Raw genomic sequence first — 22,826 nt, 5'->3', positions numbered from 1 at the left:
GTTCTTATTTAATAACTTTGGTTGCACGAGCAAGGACAGCAGCAGGAACTTCGATGCCCATTTTAGCGGCCATTTTAGGGTTAACATACAAGTCAGTACCTTCTGCCATTTTGACATCGATTGAACCTGCTTTTTCACCTTTTAGGATACGCACAACGATATCACCCGTTTGACGACCTAAATCGAAGTAGTTGTAACCAACAGCGGCAACAGCACCACGAGAAACAGTATCGGTATCACCAGCAAAGACTGGGATTTGCGCGTCAATACCGACTTTAATGACCGATTCAACAGCACTAATAATGGTGTTGTCGATTGGGCAGTAGATAGCATCTACTTTGCCGACCAATTGTTTTGTTGCAATCATTACGTCAGCAGATTTTGGTGCTGCAGATTCAATAATTTTAATACCCATTTCAGCGGCTGCCACTTTTAACGCAGCAACACTTGAAACAGAGTTTGCTTCACCTGGATTGTAAGGCACGCCTAGCGTTTTTAAATTAGGAACAAATTCTTTAATTAATGCTAAATGTTGTCTCACATTCACCATGTCAGATAAACCAGTCACATTACTACCAGGTTGCTTTAACGACCGTACTAATTTAGCGCCAATTGGGTCAGTAACAGCAGAGAAAACCACTGGGATATTTCGGCTTACACTCACCGCAGCTTGCGCAGATGGCGTTGCAATGGCAACAATCACATCAGGTTCATCACCGACTATTTTACGCGCAATTTGTGCTGCGATTGCAGGTTGGCCTTGTGCACTTTCATAAGTGAATTTTAATTCATCGCCTGTATAGCCACTTTCTTCTAATACTGATTTAACACCATCTCGCACCGCATCTAATGCAGGATGTTCAACGATAGCAGTTGTTGCTACATAAACTGGTTTAGCTTGTAAACCAGTAGAAATAACCGCAGCGGCAAGGAGAGTACTTTTGATAATAGAATTTAGCTTCATTTTATAGTCCCTTAGGTAAGCTTTATTTATAGAAGAATTAGTGTAAAAACCAAGCATAAAATGGACATAAAATCACACATTTCATCTCTGTTTATTTTTGCTTAACCGTACCAGTTAACGTTAATAATACCAAGCACCTATTGATAAAATGATGAGTAAAATTATTGTTAGATCACTGTTATGCGGCGGTTAATATTATTGGGCAATAGTAAGAGAGCGAGTGAATCATAAGAACTTAATAAGCTAAAAATTAACACGACATTCATTAGCTAAAAATAAATTCGGCTTGTCATGTTGATTAATGAAAATATTAAGCCCTTCTGTATAAAAAATTAAGATATTATTTTTGTAAAATATTTGGACTCGATATCACTCGGATATAAAGGTTTAGAGAAAAAGTAACCCTGGAAAACATGACACCCATGTTCGGTTAAGAAGTCTAATTGATCTTTGTCTTCGACTCCTTCAGCAACGGTTATTATCCTTAAATTATTCGCCAGGTTAATAATAGTTCCACAGATTTCACCATCTTCGACTAATGTAGCGCAATCATCTATAAACGATTTATCGATTTTCAACACGTCGATTGGTAAACGTTTTAAATAATTTAAAGAGGAATAACCAGTACCAAAATCATCAATTGATATTTTGATGTTCAATCCTTTTAATTGTGACAGTACATCAATACAGCGGTCGATATCAGTCAGTAACACCCCTTCTGTAATTTCAATTTCTAATAAATTGGCGTCGATTGGATGGTCTATCAATAAACGTTGAATATAAGGAATTAATCGTTCTGATACTAAATGTCTGCCAGAAATGTTGATAGAAATAGGCACGTTTCTATATCCCATTCCTTGCCACAGAAGTAATTGTTTAGTTGCCTGGGTAAGTGCATATTCACCAATGTTGATAATTAAGTCTGATTCTTCTGCAATAGGAATAAACTCGATGGGAGAAATGAGCCCTTCTTTAGGGTGATGCCAACGCATTAGGGCTTCAAAGCCTAATAAATCACCTTGATGAGTGACTTTTGGTTGGTACATTAAACTAAATTGATTCTCTGAATTAATGCCGAGCAACATTTCTTGCTCGTAATTAAAGTCTCTTTGTACTTTATCCGCCATATCAATTTCGAATAATTGATAGTTATCTCGCCCACGTTGTTTGGCATGATACATCGCAATATCAGCATGTTGAATCAGTTGTTCTGCTTTGTACTCTTTTCCTTTTTCAGTGATAACAACTCCTAAACTAGTCGGAATGGTTATTTTTCTACCCGCTAATAATAAAGGACTACGCATTAAGGCAAGGACTTCATTGGCTTTAGAATGTGCTATTTCAATACTAAAATCGCCTGTAAATAAAACAACAAATTCATCTCCACCCCAACGAGCGATCGTATCATTAGGACCTGTCACTTCAATTAAGCGTTTAGCGACTTCACACAGCAAGTCGTCTCCTGCTTGATGACCTAATGTATCGTTTATTTTTTTAAACTTATCTAAGTCCATGAAAAATAAAAGTACGTTTCCATTCTTATAATGGTTTGGGTCAATGGCCTTAGTTAGTAAGTCCATAAGGTAGGTACGATTATATAATCCGGTAAGAGGGTCGCTATAAGCGAGTTGACGTAAATTGCTTTGTAATTTTAGTTGACGGGTTACATCTCGAATATGTAATGTAAATTCATTGTTATTTGAAAGGCCAAAGTTAGCACTAGTCACGGTTATTTCTGCCGAAAAAGAGGCGTTACCATGACGTATTAAAGTAATGCTGTTACGGATATTACGTAGTATCCCCTCTGAGCCGGAAAACTTATAGGCGAGACTATTTCTAATGATATCTTGATCTGAAGGTTGTATAAAAAGATCAATAAAGCTCTTACCAATGACCTGCTGCTTAGTACAACCAAAGTTGCGCTCTGCAGAGGGGTTAAACTCAATGATGGTACCAGCTAAGTTAATGATTAAAATACTATCCATAGAGGACTGTAGTATCGCACTTTTTCGTTTTTCACTTGCACGAAAATCATTAATTGCGTCGTCTCGTTTGGTCATTTCCTGTTTCACGCGCGCAATAACTTCATTGTACTGGCTGGCAATTTGCCCAACCTCAGTGAATGGTTCAACAGGAACCGCTTCATTAAAAGCTCCACCCTTTTGCTGTTTATGCATCGATCCTAATAAGTCAATTAACTCTGTTGAAGCATGATGCTCAGATACATTTGTCCCTTTAAGCTCATTTTCAGCGCTGATGCGTAACGGAACAAATCGATTAAGCATAGATAACAATAGATAACTCAATATGAAGCTATAACCACCAATACTGACCACACCAATTAATTGCGCTTCAAATTGTTCCCAGCGAGTAAGGCCAGTTCCAAGCAAAGACAAGTCCGCAAATAAGGCGACGGCAAGCGTGCCCCAAATACCCGCTACAAGATGTGAAGGGACGACTCCTAAGGCATCATCAATTTTTAATTTTTCAATCCAAAAAGTAGAGAAGTACAACAGCCCTCCTCCAATAAGTCCAATAACCATGGCATCGGCAGGTGATACAGCATGTGCATTTGCAGTGATTGAAACTAGACCTGCAATGACACCATTTAACAAGAACCCGACATCAAAAAAGCGTTTATAGTAATAATGTAAAAGAGAAGCAATAATGCCTCCCCAAGAAGCGGCAAGACAGGTATTAAGGATAATCAGAGGAACTTGATCGGTTAATTGTAAAGTACTCCCACCATTAAAACCAAACCATCCAAACCAAAGTAATAACACACCTAATACTGACATAGGGACGTTATTACCCGTCGGTAAATGGCTATCAGCATCAAATCGCCCAATTCTTGGACCAATAATAATAACCGCTGCTAGGGCAACATAGCCACCAACCGAATGCACTATGGTAGCACCTGCGAAATCAACGAAACCAAGTGACTCTAACCAACCGCTATTACCTGCCAGATAAGATGATGACCATGCCCAATGCCCAACGACTGGATAAATGACAGCAGAAAGAATACAAGCAATGCATAAATAACCAATGAAAGACATGCGCTCAGCGACAGCGCCAGAAACTAACGTTGCTGCAGTACCACAAAACATCATTTGAAATATGAAGAAACTAATTTGATAAGCAGACTGGGTTTCACCGAAAAAGAAAGCACTAAGACCAATAAAGCCGCCGAGAGAGTCCCCAAACATAAAAGCAAAGCCAAAAATCCAAAAAATAACGGCGGCAAGTACAAAATCAGAAAGGTTTTTTGCGGCAACATTAATACTATTTTTGCTACGGATTTTGCCGGTCTCTAAACATAAAAAGCCTGCCTGCATACAAAATACTAATAGCGCACAAATAAGCAGCCAAGAAAAATCCATTTTCCATAATCCTTTTAAACGAGAGATAAACTAATCTAGGTTTTAGTCGTTAGTGAATACCAGTATTACTTAACGACACTTTTCAAATTTATATATTTAAGCAAAGGCAAAATCAGATCAAAAAATAAGCTAATTTATAAATAAACATGATGTTTAATAAATATAAATAAACATCATCATAATACTCAAATTGAACTGTAAATATATAGTTTTCAATGATTTATTAAAAAAAAAATTTATTTTTCAATACAACAAAACTTATAAGATATTTTTTAAATTTAAATTTAAGTCATAGTTATTTTAAAAACGGCTCGCCTAGCTCTAATTTCTCAAACCCTGTAGTCAATGAATGGCAATAATTTTTTAAGAAAACATCTTTAGATAGGCGTTATAGTTCGAGAAGAAATGAAATTCTTTTGCTTTTTTACACAAAATAAATGCAAGCTGAATCGTGCGCCCCCAAACTCAACTCAACAATCGACACAAAAAAGATCTGCAAGCTAAAAATAGGACTCGCAGAGCTCCTTTGCTCATGAAACATAGGTAGCGTCTAATTCGCCATGTGCCCCGAAGTCAAAAGATAACTCCTTTATGCTTCGAGGCTCGTATTTTCCCTGGGGCGCTGGCTTTAGCCTGCAGGATTTTTTGTGTTGAATTTAAAAAGGTAAATTAAATGGCAGTAAGCTTCGTATTAAAGGGCACACACAAAAAACTGCAAACTAAAAACACGATTCACAGAACGCCTTTGTAAGTTGGTAAAATATGCCTTTGACCTAGGGGCGCTGACTTTAGTCTGCAGGGATTCTGGTGTTAAGGTTTATGGCTCTGTTTATGTGTTAACTGTTATTAATTGAAATATCTGTCTTAACAATCAACACAAAAAAAGATCTGCAAGCTAAAGCGTGCGCCCCCAAACACAACTCAACAATCGATACAAAAATTGCAGACTAAAAACATAACTGCAGGGATTCTGGTGTTAAGGTTTATGGCTCTGTTTATGTGTTAACTGTTATTAATTGAAATATCTATCTTAACAATCACACAAAAAAGATCTGCAAGCTAAAGCGTGCGCCCCCAAACCCAACCCAACAATCGACACAAAAATTGCAAACTAAAAACATAACTGTAGGAATTCTGGTGTTAAGGTTTATGGCTCTGTTTATGTGTTAACTGTTATTAATTGAAATATCTATCTTAACAATCAACACACAAAAAAGATCTGCAAGCTAAAAACAGGACTCGCAGAGCTCCTTTGCTCATGAAACATAGGTAGCGTCTAATTCGATATACCTCTTAGTTCAGAGGTATCTAGCTTTGTAGATTGGTAATGTGTATTTGACATAGGGGCGCTGACTTTAGTCTGCAGGGATTCTGGTGTTAAGGTTTATGGCTCTGTTTATGTGTTAGCTGTTATTAATTGAAATATCTGTCTTAACAATCACACAAAAAAGATCTGCAAGCTAAAGCGTGCGCCCCAAAACCCAACAATCGACACAAAAATTGCAAACTAAAAACATAACTGCAGGGATTCTGGTGTTAAGGTTTATGGCTCTGTTTATGTGTTAACTGTTATTAATTGAAATATCTGTCTTAACAATCACACAAAAAAGATCTGCAAGCTAAAGCGTGCGCCCCCAAACACAACCCAACAATCGACACAAAAATTGCAAACTAAAAACATAACTGCAGGGATTCTGGTGTTAAGGTTTACGGCTTTGTTTAGCTGTTAACTGTTATTAATTGAAATATCTATCTTAACAATCAACACACAAAAAAGATCTGCAAGCTAAAGCGTGCGCCCCCAAACACAACTCAACAATCGACACAAAAAACTGAAAACTAAAAACAGGACTCGCAGAGCTCCTTTGCTCATGAAACATAGGTAGCGTCTAATTCGATATACCTCTTAGTTCAGAGGTATCTAGCTTTGTAGATTGGTAATGTGTATTTGACATAGGGGCGCTGGCTTTAGCCTGCAGGGATTCTGGTGTTAAGGTTTACGGCTTTGTTTATGTGTTAACTAACCTCAATTCTGCTTAAGGAATTGAGGTTATCTAGATAAACTTTCAGAATCACAAATTTCAGGTACAAAAAAAGAGCCCTTAGGCTCTTTTTGGAATTAAGATTTAAGTCGAAATTAACGACGTAGACCTAATTCTGCGATTAATGCTGTGTAAGCAGCAACATCTTTACGCTTTAAGTAGTCAAGTAATTTACGACGTTGACTAACCATGCGTAGTAGACCACGACGGCTGTGGTGATCATGGATGTGCTCTTTGAAATGGCCTTGAAGATGGTTGATTTGTACTGTGTACAATGCAACTTGAACTTCAGATGAACCAGTATCGCCTTCTGAGCGACCAAATTTTGCTACAATCTCAGCTTTCTGTTCTGCACTTAGTGACATAACGTACTCCGATATTTTGTGGTTATGTGAATAACCTATTTTAAGTATTACTGCCGATCACTAATTCAGCAGTAAAGTGAAGGCCGAAGTTTACGGACTTTTCGTGTTATGTGCAACTATAAACATGGTCAATTTTACGCTTTTTATTGGTTATTTATATGATAATAAAAGTAGGCTGTGTCACTAAGATATTTTAATGAAGTGAACATTTAATATGACGTATAGCATCGATCAAGCTGAAGGACGACAAGGAAGTAAAAAAGAGAAAGATAGAGAACGGCCTTTAGTATTCAAAAGCCGTTCTTTTTATCATTAACGTAATGGTTTTAACAGTGCTTTAATCACTGTACTTAAACTAATAAAAACAACCAGCACCGCCAATAGCGGTAATACGATGAACATCATTGGATGCCATTGTGTTGGTAGCTCAAAGCTCCACGTCATTAAGCCGAATAATATAATTTCAGCAGCAATAGCAGCAACAAACCCACCACTTAATGCCAATAATCCATACTCAGCCCACAAAGTATTACTAATACGTTTTTTACTTGCCCCTAAGGTGCGATACAACGTAATTTCTCGTTTACGTTCGTTCAAGCTTAAACGTAATAACGTGAAAATAAGCAAAATACCTGCTAATACACCTAAAGCCGCTAAACCAGTTAAAGACCAAGAAATCTGTCTTAATAAACCTTGTACCTTACTTGCCATTGTACGAAGGTCTAATAAAGTCACCGTCGGATATAAGCGAGCAAGTTGATTTACAAAGGTTGTTTGATTTTCTTCTGCTCTAAAACTAACCATCCATGTTGCAGGTAAATCAGCAACTGCATCTTTATTAAAGATGAATACAAAATTAGGCTTTAAACTTTGCCATTCAACAGCTCTAAATGAATTAACGGTTGCCGTGAATGGTTGACTATTCACTTCAAAGGTCATTTCATCGCCTAATTTTATGCCTAGCTCTTCAGCAACTTCTACCTCAACAGACACTGTTTTTTCACCAGTCCATTCACCTGCGACTACTTCGTTGTAAACAGGTAATTGATCCATCCAAGTAAAGTTAACTTCACGTTTTAAAATACGTATTTCAGGATCTTCATAAATGGCAAGATCTGTTATATTTTGCTCTCTAATTTTTGTAATACGCCCACGAATGATAGCAAAAGCATCACTTCTTGGTAGTTCAAACTTATCTAGCTCTTTTAAATAATTAGGTTGATCTTCAGGGCTAATATTAATAGAGAAGACGTTAGGTGCATAAGGCGCTAATGTTTGTTGCCAATCTCCTAGTAAGTCACTTTTAATTAGCCAAATTAATGCGACTAACATTAATGATCCAGATAATGCGGCTAACTGCATCATGCTGTTTTTGGGAGACCTGCTAATACGACTTAACGCTAGACTAAATGCAGCATTCCACTTTAACTGACTCATTAACTTTAAAAACTTAAAGCTTAAAGAAGCCAATACAACAAATAAAACGAGCAAACCTATTAAGACCATCCAGACTTGTATATTGGTACCATAAAACATGACCAATGCAGTTAAGGGCAGTAATAATAACCACCAGCTTTTTTTGGAGTATTGTACCGCTTGTTTTTGAATAACATTAATCGCTGGGGCATCTAATAACCGTGTTAATGGAATCAATAAGGCAGGTAACCCAATACAAAGCGCTACCCCAATGGCAAAGACAAAAGGCTGTGCGCCTACACTTGGTAGTTCTTTTGGTAAAATACCTGCGAGTGGAATACGTAATAAATACTCTAATAGTAGTCCTAGCGAACCGCCGATAACAAAAGCAACGGCAAACATAATCAACACTTGTGTTGTTAACCAACTGCGTAACCATGCTCGACTAGCCCCCATGCTTTTTAACATAGAAACAGTTTCGCTGCGATTTCTGACGTAATGTAAACAGGTTAAAATAAGGGTTACAGCAGCCATTAAAATAACCATTAAAATGGTTAAAGATAAATATTGCTTTGCTTTATCCATTAATCTGGCAGCACGACTTTCTCTGTTTTGATCGACCCATGATTCACCAGGTTGTAATTCATAACTTTCTTGAAAAGCAGCTAAAGAAGTTAAGTCTCCATTAAGAAATAAGCGATAACGTACTCGACTCCCTACTTGAATTGCACCTGTTTTATCTAGATCGCTACTATGAATAAATAAATTGGGGATACTATTAAAAGGGTTATAGGCTAACTCTGGTTCATCATCAATCACCCCCGTAATTGTCAACTCCGCATCCCCAATAGCAATTGAGTCCCCTATCTCAGTTTCTAAAATAGAGAATAACCTAGGAGATAGCCATAGTTCACCGGGCTTCACTTCATGTGTCACAACCTCGTTACCATCACGTAAATTTAACGCGCCACGCAGTGGGTAACTTGTTTCTACACTTTTAACAGTGACTAGTTGTAATTTTTCTTCACTAAATGCCATTGTTTGAAAACGGCTTTGCGATGAAATAGTGAGTCCGGCAGCTTCTGCTTTATCTACTAATGATGGAGAAATAGGATTTGATGATCTCATGACCAAATCCGCAGCTAATAATGCGCGACCTTGATTCGTCATTACTTTTTCTACACGTAATGCCAACGTAGAAAGTGCAACAACACAAGCAATGATCAAGGTTAATGCAACCATCACAGGCCAAAGTTGACCGGACCATATCTCTCGCCAGCTCCAGTTTATTATCATTTTATTTGTTTTCATGCGGATTCCTGACACTGACCATCACTAATAATCAAAGTACGTTGACAACGCTTAGCAAGTTCAGCATCGTGCGTCACTAACACCAATGTTGTACCTTGATCTTTATTCATCGCAAATAATAGTTCAATCACATGTTGCGCTGTTTTTTGGTCTAAATTACCCGTTGGCTCATCAGCAAATAATATTTTGGGCTTCGTCACAAAAGCACGAGCTAATGCTACACGCTGTTGCTCGCCACCTGATAGTTGAGTCGGAAGATGTGTTTCACGACCAGCCAACCCTACCTCTTTTAACAATGCTTTGGCTTTTTGATTGTTACTACTTTCATCTTCATTACCACGTAAAACCATTGGTAAAGTAACGTTTTGAAGCGCATTTAAAGAAGGAATAAGCAGAAAGTTTTGGAATACAAATCCAATCGATTCACTGCGCATTTTAGCGCGTTGTTCATCGTCCATTGTCGAAATGGTGGAACCTAAAATTGAAATTTTTCCCGAGGTTGGCTGGTCTAATCCAGCAAGTAAACTCATTAAAGTTGATTTACCCGCACCCGATGTCCCCATAATAGCAACTGACTCTCCAGCATTGATGTTAAAGGAGATCCCCTTTAAGATAGATAACTCGTTATTATTACTAATAACTGATTTAGTAATGTTTTCAACACTTATAATGGATTGGCTCATGATTAAACTCGTTTCCTTATTATGTACACTTTTATTTTCATCTATCGTCAACAGTAACACGTTACTGATTGTTGGAGATAGTTTAAGCGCAGGTTACAAAATGCCAGTAGAAAATAGCTGGCCGGTATTATTACCAGAGAAATTAAAACAACAAAATCAAAAAATTAAAATAATAAACGCCAGTATTTCAGGCGACACTAGTGGTAATGGTTTGGCACGTTTGCCAGCATTATTAACCAAACATCAACCTGACTATGTGCTACTTGAATTAGGTGCAAATGATGGTTTGCGTGGATTTTCACCCGATATCGTTAGTAATAATCTAAGTGCAATGATTGAGCAAGTCAAAACAAAAAAAGCTCAACCTATTTTAATGCAACTTAGAGTGCCAACAAACTATGGAAAACGTTATGGTGACGCATTCTCTAGTATCTACCCTTCATTAAGTGAAGAAAAAGGTATCCCTCTCATGCCATTTTTCTTGGAATATGTCATTACTAAGCCTGAATGGATGATGAGCGATGGTTTACATCCCAAAGAGATTGCACAACCCTGGATCGCTGAATTTATTGCTACAGAGTTAGGAAAAATAATAAAATAGTCAGCCCAAAACTAATAAAAATATAGCGTTGATGATCAAAATGCTTTAAAAATGAATTACGTTCGTTAGTAGAGTTAGGATCATGATCAAAAATCAAAAAACAGCAACGCTGTTTGCTTTATTAGCTGTATTAATGTGGTCCACTGTGGCCACTGCTTTTAAAATTACCTTAACTTATTTCAGTGCCTTACAAATGTTGCTTGTAGCAAGTTTGGTAAGTAGCGCTGTATTACTTATTATCTGCTATCGTCAGCATAAAATAAGTTTACTTAAAGCGAGCTTCATACAGCGCCCTTACTTTTATCTATTAATGGGCGCAATTAATCCTTTTTTATATTACCTCCTACTTTTTCAAGCCTATGACTTATTACCCGCGCAACAAGCACAGTCCCTTAATTACACTTGGGCTATTACGCTATCTTTATTAGCCGTTCCCGTATTAGGACAGAAGTTACGCCGTAACGATATTATTGCTATTACATTAGGTTACTTAGGCGCCTTGATCATAGCGACTAAAGGTGACTTACTGGCGCTTGATTTTGTAAGCCCTTTAGGTGTTACATTAGCTTTACTAAGCACGATTCTTTGGGCCTGTTATTGGATATTTAACAGTAAAAATGATGCAGATCCTATGATTGCATTATCATTATGCTTTTTATGCAGTTTGCCTATGATCATACTCACCGTCTTAACCTTCGATGATATTTATATAACCGCTTGGCAAGGTTGGCTAGGAGCTATTTATATCGGGTTATTTGAGATGGGACTTGCTTTTGTTGCTTGGCTAACAGCATTAAAATACGCTGAAAGCACCAGCAAAATTAGTAATTTAATTTTTATATCCCCTTTTGTCTCTCTATTATTATTAAGTCAGATTATTGGAGAAACTATCTACCCTGCTACCGTGATTGGTCTCATATTAATCATAGTCGGACTGTTCATTCAAAAACGCGCTTGATTCGCCTCTTCTGTAGAACGACAAGTATTACTTATCGATTAACTTAAAATAATTATTCAACTATATTTCCTAACCCTCTGGTCAACTTAATACACTTACATTACAATCAAAAAGACTCTAAGTAATTGTTTTAATTAAAAGCACTTGTTTTTAGGTAGTTAAAATCAACATTATACGGTCATATTTATTCAATAATATTGTCACACAAGGTGCTTATTATGCAGCCTTTCAATTGAATAAATATTCAATCAACTTATCACCACCACACACTATGCATGATTTTTCTAGGTGTTTTGGTTTTTTAAATGTATTTAATAAGAAAGAATAGAGGGATTTATGAATAAAAGTTTATTAGCAGCAGGTATAGCATTTGCTCTTTCAGCACCAACACAAGCCGATATTTTCATTTCAGAAATTATTGAAGGTAGTAGTAATAATAAAGCGATTGAAATCGCTAATACTGGAACTAATGCAGTCACTCTCACGGGCTATACTCTAGCTCGTAGTACTAATGGTGGAACGTCATTAGAAGATTTAGCAACAAACACTTCTTTTGATTTAAGCGAAGTTACGATTGAAGCTGGGGATGTATATGTATTAGCGAATACAAATGCAAACGATGCAATACTAGCTGAAGCAGATAGTACAGTAGGCGGTAGCCCATTAAACTTTAACGGTGATGATCCAATTGCCTTGTTTATCAATGGCGTTGCACATGATGTTGCTGGTGAATTTGGTGATGTTGATTGGAATCCAAATGTCACATTAGTACGTGCTTTTGATCAAACACCAAAAACAGTTTACAACAGTGCAGATTGGCAAATCTTAGCAACAGATGATTCAAGCAACTTAGGTAGCATTAGTGAATTAACTGAAGCCACTCAAGCAACAGTACCTGAATTTGATGCTGAAGTTACCATCATGCAACTACAAGGTAACGGTGAAAGTTCACCATTCACCGATCCTGATAACTTTGAGTTTGACTCAGAAGAAGTGTTTAAAGTAACAGGTATTGTGACACACATCCAAACGGCTTCTTTAGGTAGTGACTTACCTGTTGGATTTTTTATGCAGGATGCAACGGGTGATGGTGACGTAACAACATCCGATGGTATTTTTGTAAGTTACAGTGCAGTATCAGGTTTAGACTTAACAGTAGGCGATGAAGTAGTTGCTTATGGTCAAGCAACAGAGTCCTTTAATTGGACACAACTTTCAGCTGAATTTGTAGAGGCAACGGGTAGTAATAGCCCAATTACGGCAACGACATTAGAAACGTTAGACACTGATGATAATTTTGAAGGTACCTTAGAACGTTATGAAGGTATGTTTATCGAGTTAAACACTGGTTCTGACATGAAAATCACACGTACTTTTGGTTTCGACTTTGATAGTTTCAGAAACAACATGGTACTTGCTCATGGTGATATCAACCGTCAGCCAAACCAAAATAACAACCCAGGATCAGCAGGCGCAATTGAACAAACGGAAAATAATGCTTTAAATCGTCTATTTATTGAAACAGCGACAGAAGCTGAAGATGGAATCGTGCCTTGGTATGAAGATTTCGGTGAAGATAACGGTACAGGCACAACCGATGATTATTTACGTGTTGGTGCAACGGTTGACGGTATGCAAGGTTTTATTGGTTACTCATTCTCGGAATTCCGTTTATATGTTGATAATCAATTAGCAGCAGAAAACTTTGATCATGAAGGTGTCGATCGTACAGTTGCGCCTGTTATTGAGTCTGGTGACCTAAAAATCGCTACATTTAACGTATTGAACTACTTTAACTCAGAAGTGGGCGGTGCAGAAAATCCAAACGGTAGCAATCGTGGTGCTGACAATGCAGATGATTTGGAAGTGCAAACAGCCAAAATTGTCGCAGCATTAGTTGCGCTTGATGCTGACTTTGTAGGGTTAATGGAAGTTGAAAATAATGGTTTTTCAGAAGATTCCGCAATCGTTGCGTTGGTAACAGCATTAAACGAAGCATTAGATGAAGATAAGCAATACACTATCGCGTCTAGTGAAGACTACGATTACATCGGTACCGATGCCATTACTAATCAAGCCATCTACCGTGCTAATAAATTAAGTTTAGACGAGTTTGATGTGATAGAAATGCCACAACAACATGCACCTGAGACTGGTTCTGAATCTGGTGATAATTACATGCGTGACGCGGTAACGCCTACTTTTACAGTGGTTGGCACAGATAAAAAACTAACGATTTCTGTTAATCATTTAAAATCTAAAGGCTCTACCTGTTATGAAGATGTTATAACCGATGAACAATTAGCCGATACTGATTTACAAGGTAGTTGTGAAAACTTCCGTGTATCTGGTGCTTTCCAATTAGCTAACTCTTTAGCGGAGAAAGAAGGTTACACCATGATTGTGGGTGACCTAAATGCGTATGCAAGTGAAGACCCGCTTCTACTATTAACCAACCAAGATAATGCAGAAACAGGTTATGAACTTAAGGCTGCAGCTTACACTTATATTGGTGGTGACAGTGATGAGCTAGGTGAAGAGTTACATGGTCCAGATGGTGCGACATTAACTGAGAGTTATGGCTATATCGATACACTAGCTAAATTTGAAGAAGAGGGTTTAAGCTACTCATTCAATGATGAAGTCGGTACATTAGATTACATTTTAGTAGATGAAGAGCTTGGCGAACTAGTCGTTGATGCTGCACATTGGAATATTAACTCAATAGAAAGCGGTTTATTTCAATATGATTACGACTTTGGTGATGTAAACATTTATAACGATGCTTACCGCTCATCAGATCACGATCCTGCTATCATCGTTTTAAACTTCGGTATAGAGAGTGATTTAGGTGAAAGTATTTCATTACCAAGTGAACCTGTTTCATTGCCCGTTCAAACAACAACGATTGATGAAGATGGTACATTCACTGTAGTTGTTGATCTAACCGCTTCTACTTTCAATAGTTTACAAATAGGCACCAATGTAAATGCAGTTATTTCAGAAGTTGAAAGTTCGCGAGCAGCAACAAGCCAAACGGGTTCAATAGACTTAACTGAAGAGCAAATAACACAAGGCTGGGCAACGGTTGAAGTAAAAGAGGCTAGCGCAGGAGATGTAACAGTATCTAGCTTTATAGGTGATGAATTAGTTGCAACAAACGACTACACGTTAACGACAGAAGAAGATACAGATAATAACGCTGACGACACTAGCGGTGGTAGTAGCAACATATTCACATTGTTATCACTACTAGGCTTTGCTGGATGGCGTTTAAGACGTCGTCAACAAAGTTAAAGCAACTGCTAAAGCTTAATCTATATTAGCAATTAATATCAGCCCTTTATGTGTTTCTCATAAAGGGCTTTTTATAAGGTGTAGATTCCTCACTGTAATTTACACCTAGTATTTAAACTTAATATTTAAGCCAAAATACGATAATAACTAATACAACCTTATTAATATGAAACACCCGATCTACAAAACACATCAACTAAATAGTTTTTCAATTTACAGTCATATCAAACATACCGATAGACGATTAACGAAGTTAATCTTCGAAAAGCCTCAATTTACGCCTTAAACTAAGTCATTTTTCCTGCGCAAAATTTAGATCACTTATTTAATGTAATCGGGATAACGATTTTAAAAAGGCATGATATTACTGAGTAATCGAAACGGTCAAAGTAATCAAAGTAGCAAGGAGATTTTAAATAAGAGGTTATTAGGTAAGGCTATTCAGATGAAGCGATTGTAAAATCTAATCTATGAAATGTATTGCCTATAATCATTAAGTAAAAAAAAACACCAATTATGAAAATTGGTGTTTTATATTATTCGAATATTGATTCGAAAATTAAAGTTACTTTTTAACTTTACGAGAGACTAAAGCTAATAGGCCGAATGCAAAGATAGCGATAGTAGAAGGCTCTGGTACATCAACAACTAGTGATGCATTGTTAAATCCAGCACCTTGGAAAACAGTATCAGCACCAAAGATAACAAAACCATAGTTTTCTGTATCGCCGTTTACCCAATCTTGGATAATACTAGTTACATCAACAGTATAAGTTTCAAATGAATCAGTCTTAACGTTATCTACTACTACAGATTGGTTAGTTGAAGCAGCTGCATATTCAAACAAAGGTAAAGAACCAGACTCATCACTCCATGCGCTTTCAACTTGTCCTAATAAAATGCTTAAATCATTAATTGAGTTAACACGAGAAACAAAATCAATTTCAAATAATGCAGAGAACGTTGAAGCATTAACGATATCTGATGTTAAGTAACTTAAATCAAAATCAAGGAAAGTTGCAATACGTAAACCTTCTTGAGATAAGTTAGCTCGTTCACGTGCAATCACTTCAGTACTAGATAATGAACCACTGTTAACAGAACCAGCTGAGTCAACGTCACCATCTAATGAAACACTAATGATAGTGTCTGGTGTTGTAGTAATTAAAGAAGCTTGTACGTTTGTCGCTACTAATGCTGACATTAAGTAAAAGCTAGTTGTAACAGCAATCAAAAGTCTTTTTGAATTTAACATATGTATTATCCTTTGGTTCATTACCCTAATATAATAATTAGTAGGTAATGTATAAACTATTTCGAGGTATCTCTAACATGGTATAAAGCATGAACCATGCCATAAAAAATATCTGTTTATTTTCAATAAGATAATTAAACTCATTTATTAAATTAATTTAAATGGTAAAATAATTCGACACCCATTTGGGGTTATTTTTTAATTTAAGGCCGTACAAGTCATATTAAACTTACTTTGATGTATAAATAGTCGACAGTATGCTGCTAGATAAAGTAATTTATTAACCTATTAGCCAGCTAACTTATTAGCCAAGTACTTAAGCCTTGTAAAAGAAAAAACCATCACAAATCGAATCTGAAAAACCTAGATATTCCTGAGTTCGCATCATTTACTTCAAACTAATTTACGATAACAAAATAGAATGCGTTAAATAAAGCCATTAATAGCGTTATTAGAGAGAACCAAAAACTATCCACTCATCATTAATAAAAAGAGGAAAAACAGCCTCAGTTCTATTTAGATAGCTTAATAAGGGGTATCGACCCCAACAAAGTAAACTGGCTAAATTAAGCTGATCAGCATTAAGATAATTTAAGAAGATGACAGATAAAAAAAGAAGATAATAGAATAAAGAACAAGGGTTAATAGTTACGCTCAAATTTTAGATATAAAAAACTATAAGCAGGTTCTTTTATGAAATTGCTGCCTAGAAACGGACTTGAAACGTCACGACCAGAATTAGATGCGGGGATTTTATTATCAAAGGCCAGAGAACCTCAATTACATTCAGCTTGGTATAGCCAAAACGCTTATAAATCGAAAACTCAAATTTTAGATATAAAAAAACCAGCTATAAGCTGGTTCTTTTATGAAATTGGTGCCCGGAGACGGACTTGAACCGTCACGACCATAAGTCGAGGGATTTTAAATCCCTTGTGTCTACCGATTTCACCACCCGGGCAAAGATTGTAATGGAGGCGGAACCCGGAGTCGAACCGAGGTGGATGGATTTGCAATCCACTGCATGGCCACTCTGCCATTCCGCCAAAACATTTGGAGCGGTACACGAGACTCGAACTCGTGACCCCGACCTTGGCAAGGTCGTGCTCTACCAACTGAGCTAGTACCGCATCACTATGTTTATCTCAAGAAGAACTAGTAAACTGTTTCCCCTCTCGATGTGTGCGCATTCTAATGATTCTTCACAATGAGTCAATAGAAATTATCACCTTTTTTACTTCTTTTAAGTTGTTCGACGTTTTTTTAGACGAAGCGTTTAGATATTCGCCAATTTAACTTATATAAACCAGCTTTTAGTCTGCTTGGCTCTCATTGCTCTTTTTTAACAAAGGCCATGCTGCTTTTAAATAAACGATCATCGACCACAATGTTAATGCAGTAGCGATATATAAGAAAATAAAGCCTGCCCATTCCATTGCAGGAGAATATTGCCAAATTAACAAAAACAGCGCCAACATTTGCGAAGCAGTTTTCACTTTACCAATCCAAGAAACTGCCACAATCCCTCTTTCACCTAATTCAGCCATCCATTCACGTAGTGCTGAAATGATAATTTCTCGACAAATCATTATCATGGCAGGAACGGTTATCCAAATAACAGCATAATGTTCCACTATCATAACCAACGCGACTGCTACCATTATTTTATCAGCAACGGGATCTAAAAAAGCGCCAAAAGCAGTTTGTTGATTTAAACGACGAGCTAAATACCCATCCAACCAATCTGTGACCCCTGCGAGCCAAAAAATAAACGCTGCGACAGGTGCTGACCATTCTGCTGGTAGATAAAATATAACTACAAACACGGGGATCAAAAGAATTCTAAAACTAGTCAGTATATTGGGAATGTTAAGCATTAATGTATCCTTTAAGGTATGCACGCTTATTTTGGCACTTTATGCTTTGTATATGCAAACCATTAACTCATAAAATAAACAATTAAAATGAATGCTTAGCACTAGGATGTCTTTTTTAACTGTTTGGATTCAAATAATAAGTGCATAACTTGAATAGGTAGGAAAAATGGATGCTAGTAAGGCGTTGATTGCAGTAACTAGTTCTCATTACAAAATCAACAACGAAGCTAGCATTCATTTTAACAAGCATAAATGACTAGATAATTATTTAGATTGGTATTATTTATATTGAAGCTAAAAATACTTTCGATAGGTTTTATGCTTATCCAAAATGGTATTAGCTAAACATAATTGAAGGCAAGTTTTTTTAATAAAAGCACAGAGTTAAGCAAAGAGTTATTTGCGTTAAAAAGTTATTGGTAAATTATTGTGTATAAAACCGATTCGCTTTATTCAAACTGATTTTATTAATGATTCAGTGCTTCGCTAATGGTTTCCGCCAAACTCTTGCTTATACCATTTAATTTAGCTAACTCATCAACGCTAGCTGATTTCACACCTTGTAACCCACCAAAATGATTTAATAGCATTTGACGACGCTTAGCACCTACACCAGCAATACCTTCTAAGGTACTGGTTCGTCTTACTTTGTCACGTTGTTGTCTGTGTCCCATAATTGCAAAGCGATGTGACTCATCACGTATTTGTTGAATAAGGTGCAATGCAGGGGAATGACTATCAATTTCTAATATTTCGTGACTATCCGCTAATATTAACGTTTCTTCACCCGCTTTTCGGGCAACGCCTTTTGCGATACCAATTAACAATGGGTATTTTTCAGGGAAATTGTGTTCGAGTGAGCTAACAATCATTTCTGCTTGGTTTAACTGCCCTAACCCACCATCAATAAAAATGATATCTGGTGTTGTTTCAGCAGTTTGTAAATCTTTAAAACGTCGCGCGAGTACTTGCCCCATTGCAGCATAATCATCGCCTGGTGTAATACCTGTAATATTAAAACGACGGTAATCTGACTTTTTAGCACCTTCTCGATTGAATACCACACAGGATGCAACGGTTTTCTCCCCCATCATATGCGAGATGTCATAACACTCCATACGTTGAATAGGAGAGGTCAATTCAAGTTTTTCTTCTAATAGGTTGTAACGTTGCAGAATAGACTTCTGTTGGCTTAAATGCGTGCTTAAGGCGATTGTTGCATTGGTTTTTGCGAGCTTAGTAAAACGTAAGCGTTCTCCTCGCATAACTATTTTTAGTTTAGTTTTATAACCACTGTGTTCTGAAAATAGTTCTTCAAATATTTCACGATCAGCAAAGTCGTCGGTTAATAAGATCTCTCTAGGGATAGCACGACCGTTTTGGCCAGAGAGATAAAACTGACTTAAGAAACTGCTAAGGACTTCTTCTTGAGAACTATTTTTAGGCACTTTAGGAAAGTAATTACGGCTACCTAAGACTCGGCCTTGACGAATAAATAGCATGTGAATACTTGCCACGCCGTGCTGATAAGCAAAGCCTAACACGTCTAACTGCTCTACTTCACCACTGACCCATTGTTGCTCTTGTACTTTTTTCAGCGATTGAATTTGATCTCGTCTAACCGCTGCTTTTTCAAATTCGAGCGTATTGCTGGCCGTTTCCATTTCAGTCACTAATTGTTCGATGACATCTTGGCTTTTACCTTGTAAAAACGCAGTCGCTAATTCCACTTGATGTGTATATTCCTGCTCAGGCATAGCATTCACACACGGGCCTAAACAACGTTTTAGTTGGTACTGCAAACAAGGACGAGAACGGTTTTTATAATAGCTATCTTCACATTGACGTATAGGAAACAGTTTTTGCATTAGATGCAGACTTTCACGTACCGCTCCACCACTAGGATAAGGACCAAAGTAAGTGCCTTTGCGTTTTTTATTTTGTGAACGAACTAACGTCAACTGAGGATGTTTATGATCACTTAAGAACAGGTAAGGATAAGATTTATCATCTCGTAGTAGAACATTATATTTGGGTTTATGTTGCTTAATGAAGTTATGTTCAAGTATTAACGCTTCTGTTTCCGTATGCGTAATAGTCACTTCAATACGAACAATATGGCTAACGAGTGCTAAGGTTTTAGGATGTTTCTGGGTAAGACTAAAGTAACTCGCTAAACGCTTTTTAAGGTTTTTAGCTTTACCGATATAGATAATGGTATCAGTAATATCGAACATCCGGTAAACACCCGGTTCGCTTGTTACTGTTTTTAAAAAAGCATCAGAGTTAAATTTGGTCATAAGTTAAATTTGGCCATAAGCTAGGTTTTGTTCACCAGTTAAATTTTATCTTTCATTAAGTTATGCACTTACTATTTGAATACAAGTGTTATCAAATAAGCTTCAATAGTACATATAAAAAGGCACCTAAAATAGGCGCCTAATTGATGAGTTTGAAGCAGACTTTTAGAGTGTATCTGCGTCTAACATGCCATAGCGGATAGCAAGATGCGTGAGTTCTACATCGCCTTGCACACCTAACTTATCAAACAATCGGTAACGGTAACTATTGACCGTTTTAGAGCTTAGGCTTAGTTGTTCTGAAATATCAACAACACGCTGCCCTTTAGTTATCATCATCATTATCTGTAGTTCACGTTCCGATAACACTCGGAATGGATCTTCATCACTTGGTGATAATTGTGACAATGCCATTTGCTGTGCAATTTCAGGCGCTAAATAACGTTGCCCAGAATTCACAATACGAATTGCATTTAACACTTCATCAGGACAGGCTCCTTTGCTTAAATAGCCAGCCGCCCCTGCTTGCATTACTTTGGTTGGAAATGGATTTTCAGTATGCATTGTTAGCATAATGATTTTAATATCTTCATTGATGCGCAAAATTTTATGCATTGCATCAAGTCCACCAATACCAGGCATATTAATATCCATTAATATTACATCTGGCTCATTACTACGACACCACTTAACTGCGTCTTCTCCGCTTTCAGCTTCGCCAATTACTTTCATGCCTCGAACATCATCAATGATACGGCTTATCCCTGTACGAACTAATTCATGGTCATCGACCAGCAGGATATTTATCACTAAAACTTCTCCGTATAGAGTAAATAATTACTCATGCTACTAAATAGGTTAACGCTTATTTTTTCGTGAGCCATATTACCCACACTAAGAAACATCGCATAATTAAAAAAAGCTATGTTCTGAGCGACTTAACAATTATTGTTCGAGTAAGCCTAACTTAACTCGAAATAAAGTTAATCTATTTAATTTTTTAATAGGTTTAGCCAATAAAAACAGCCAGATAGTGCATTACAAATTGATAAATATAGTGCGTTTAAAGCTGTTTTAATTACATTATTCCCAATCATTTCACTTGAGTGAGCGATATCATAGCAAACTATTGATTATGAGGTGTATAAAAAAAAGACCACTCGAAAGTGGCCTTAAATTCACATTCGATAAACTACTTACTTATGTCATCAAAGAATGTTTTCAAACTGTTCAAAAAACCTTCCGATTTAGGCTTGTGTTTTTTACTACTGCTTGAACATAAAGAGCTTTCAAATTCCTTCAATAACTCTTTTTGTTTGATTGATAATTTAACCGGTGTTTCCACGGTCACTTTACACATCAAGTCACCTGTAGAGTGGCTACGTACAGACTTAACACCTTTATTACGCATACGGAACATACGTCCTGTTTGCGTTTCTGCAGGTATCTTAAGTTTGACACGTCCATCTAAAGTAGGGACTTCAATTTCGCCGCCTAACGCCGCTTCTGTAAAGCTAATTGGTACTTCACAATATAAGTCATTACCATCACGCTCAAATACATCATGCGGACGTACATTCATTTGCACATACAAGTCACCTGCTGGTGCACCTTGCTCTCCGGCTTCACCTTCACCGCTTAAACGGATACGGTCGCCAGTATCAACGCCTGCAGGAATTTTAACTGATAATGTTTTACTGCGTTCGTAACGACCTTCACCATGACATTTCCCACATGGGTCAGTAATGATTTTGCCTTTACCACGACAAGTTGGACAAGTTTGGTTAACCGCAAAGAAACCTTGACGCATTTGCACTTGGCCTTGGCCATGACACGTACCACAGGTTTTAGATTCAGTTCCTTTTTTAGCACCAGAACCATTACACTGCTCGCAATGTACTAAAGTAGGAATTTGGATCTCTTTAGAGATACCTTTAACGGCCTCTTCTAATGTCAACTCCATATTGTAGCGTAGATCAGAACCTTGTTGCGCACGTTGTTGGCCACCACCACGGCGCCCACCACCAAAGATATCTCCGAATATATCGTCAAAACCACCACCACCAAAACCACCACCACCGTGACCTTGTTGGTTAACACCATCATGACCATATTGATCAAATGCTGCTTTCTTTTGAGGATCGTTAAGAATTTCGTAAGCTTCTTTTACTTCCTTGAACTTTTCTTCTAGCTCTACATCACCTTTGGTACGATCTGGATGAAACTTCATCGCTAAGCGTTTATAAGCTTTTTTAACTTCTTTCTCTGTCGCATCTCGGCTTAAACCGAGTACTTCATAACAATCTCGTTTAGACATGGTTATTTCTCAAATCTCTGTTTATTGAAAACAAACACGCGGATTATAGATAAATCC

The 22,826-nt window shown here is 37.2% G+C and carries 14 protein-coding genes and 3 tRNA genes; 4 read left to right on the top strand and 13 right to left on the bottom strand.

Features of this window, described 5'->3' with window-relative positions:
- Window positions 1-4: 4 nt before the first annotated feature.
- The 5 genes from SP041_RS14320 to SP041_RS14300 form a co-directional block, all read right to left on the bottom strand.
- Window positions 5-964: an ABC transporter substrate-binding protein gene (locus SP041_RS14320; RefSeq protein ID WP_025564617.1), complete on the bottom strand. Its 960-nt coding sequence runs from the start codon at window positions 962-964 to the stop codon at window positions 5-7.
- Window positions 965-1,296: 332 nt separating this feature from the next.
- On the bottom strand, window positions 1,297-4,347 hold the full coding sequence (gene amt, locus SP041_RS14315; protein ID WP_025564616.1) for an ammonium transporter: 3,051 nt from the start codon (window positions 4,345-4,347) through the stop codon (window positions 1,297-1,299).
- Window positions 4,348-6,484: 2,137 nt separating this feature from the next.
- Window positions 6,485-6,754: a 30S ribosomal protein S15 gene (gene rpsO / locus SP041_RS14310; protein WP_025563525.1), complete on the bottom strand. Its 270-nt coding sequence runs from the start codon at window positions 6,752-6,754 to the stop codon at window positions 6,485-6,487.
- A 312-nt stretch (window positions 6,755-7,066) separates the two neighbouring features.
- Window positions 7,067-9,481, bottom strand: coding sequence for an FtsX-like permease family protein (locus SP041_RS14305; RefSeq protein WP_025563526.1), 2,415 nt, complete (start codon window positions 9,479-9,481; stop codon window positions 7,067-7,069).
- The gene (locus SP041_RS14300; protein ID WP_025563527.1) at window positions 9,478-10,164 is read right to left on the bottom strand and encodes an ABC transporter ATP-binding protein; all 687 of its coding nucleotides are present in this window, start codon (window positions 10,162-10,164) and stop codon (window positions 9,478-9,480) included. The genes SP041_RS14305 and SP041_RS14300 overlap by 4 nt, the downstream gene beginning before the upstream one ends.
- On the opposite strand from SP041_RS14300, the gene tesA reads away from it, so the two are divergent.
- From tesA to SP041_RS14285, 3 genes are all read left to right on the top strand, one after another.
- Entirely contained in the window at window positions 10,163-10,765 is a 603-nt protein-coding gene (gene tesA / locus SP041_RS14295; RefSeq protein ID WP_025563528.1) for a multifunctional acyl-CoA thioesterase I/protease I/lysophospholipase L1, read from the top strand. The two genes, SP041_RS14300 and tesA, sit on opposite strands and share 2 nt — an antisense overlap.
- An 82-nt stretch (window positions 10,766-10,847) precedes the next feature.
- The gene (locus tag SP041_RS14290; protein ID WP_170968558.1) at window positions 10,848-11,723 is read left to right on the top strand and encodes a DMT family transporter; all 876 of its coding nucleotides are present in this window, start codon (window positions 10,848-10,850) and stop codon (window positions 11,721-11,723) included.
- Window positions 11,724-12,059: 336 nt separating this feature from the next.
- Window positions 12,060-15,020: an ExeM/NucH family extracellular endonuclease gene (locus SP041_RS14285; protein ID WP_037048413.1), complete on the top strand. Its 2,961-nt coding sequence runs from the start codon at window positions 12,060-12,062 to the stop codon at window positions 15,018-15,020.
- Between the two features lie 565 nt (window positions 15,021-15,585).
- Here the strand turns inward: SP041_RS14285 and SP041_RS14280 are convergent.
- Window positions 15,586-16,275 (bottom strand): PEP-CTERM sorting domain-containing protein, encoded by a 690-nt coding sequence (locus SP041_RS14280; protein WP_025563530.1) that lies wholly within the window; start codon window positions 16,273-16,275, stop codon window positions 15,586-15,588.
- A 693-nt stretch (window positions 16,276-16,968) separates the two neighbouring features.
- On the opposite strand from SP041_RS14280, the gene SP041_RS14275 reads away from it, so the two are divergent.
- A complete protein-coding gene (locus SP041_RS14275) occupies window positions 16,969-17,172 on the top strand; it encodes a hypothetical protein (protein WP_025563531.1) in 204 nt (67 codons plus the stop codon).
- Here SP041_RS14275 and SP041_RS14270 read toward each other — a convergent pair.
- The 7 genes from SP041_RS14270 to dnaJ form a co-directional block, all read right to left on the bottom strand.
- Window positions 17,151-17,236: transfer RNA gene (locus SP041_RS14270), tRNA-Leu, on the bottom strand. The genes SP041_RS14275 and SP041_RS14270 overlap by 22 nt on opposite strands.
- Before the next feature lie 11 nt (window positions 17,237-17,247).
- Window positions 17,248-17,321: transfer RNA gene (locus tag SP041_RS14265), tRNA-Cys, on the bottom strand.
- 8 nt (window positions 17,322-17,329) lie between these two features.
- Window positions 17,330-17,405 (bottom strand) — tRNA-Gly (locus SP041_RS14260).
- 183 nt (window positions 17,406-17,588) lie between these two features.
- On the bottom strand, window positions 17,589-18,152 hold the full coding sequence (gene pgsA, locus SP041_RS14255; RefSeq protein WP_025563532.1) for a CDP-diacylglycerol--glycerol-3-phosphate 3-phosphatidyltransferase: 564 nt from the start codon (window positions 18,150-18,152) through the stop codon (window positions 17,589-17,591).
- Between the two features lie 467 nt (window positions 18,153-18,619).
- The gene (gene uvrC, locus SP041_RS14250; RefSeq protein ID WP_025563533.1) at window positions 18,620-20,452 is read right to left on the bottom strand and encodes an excinuclease ABC subunit UvrC; all 1,833 of its coding nucleotides are present in this window, start codon (window positions 20,450-20,452) and stop codon (window positions 18,620-18,622) included.
- A gap of 165 nt (window positions 20,453-20,617) precedes the next feature.
- Entirely contained in the window at window positions 20,618-21,262 is a 645-nt protein-coding gene (uvrY, locus tag SP041_RS14245; RefSeq protein ID WP_025563534.1) for a UvrY/SirA/GacA family response regulator transcription factor, read from the bottom strand.
- A gap of 382 nt (window positions 21,263-21,644) precedes the next feature.
- The gene (gene dnaJ, locus SP041_RS14240; RefSeq protein ID WP_025563535.1) at window positions 21,645-22,769 is read right to left on the bottom strand and encodes a molecular chaperone DnaJ; all 1,125 of its coding nucleotides are present in this window, start codon (window positions 22,767-22,769) and stop codon (window positions 21,645-21,647) included.
- Window positions 22,770-22,826 lie beyond the last annotated feature (57 nt).

Source organism: Psychromonas sp. SP041 (assembly GCF_000470315.2).
In the GTDB taxonomy this organism is placed as follows: domain Bacteria; phylum Pseudomonadota; class Gammaproteobacteria; order Enterobacterales; family Psychromonadaceae; genus Psychromonas.
Note: the sequence above shows the minus strand (reverse complement) of the source record. Positions and strands in the feature narration are given on the sequence as shown.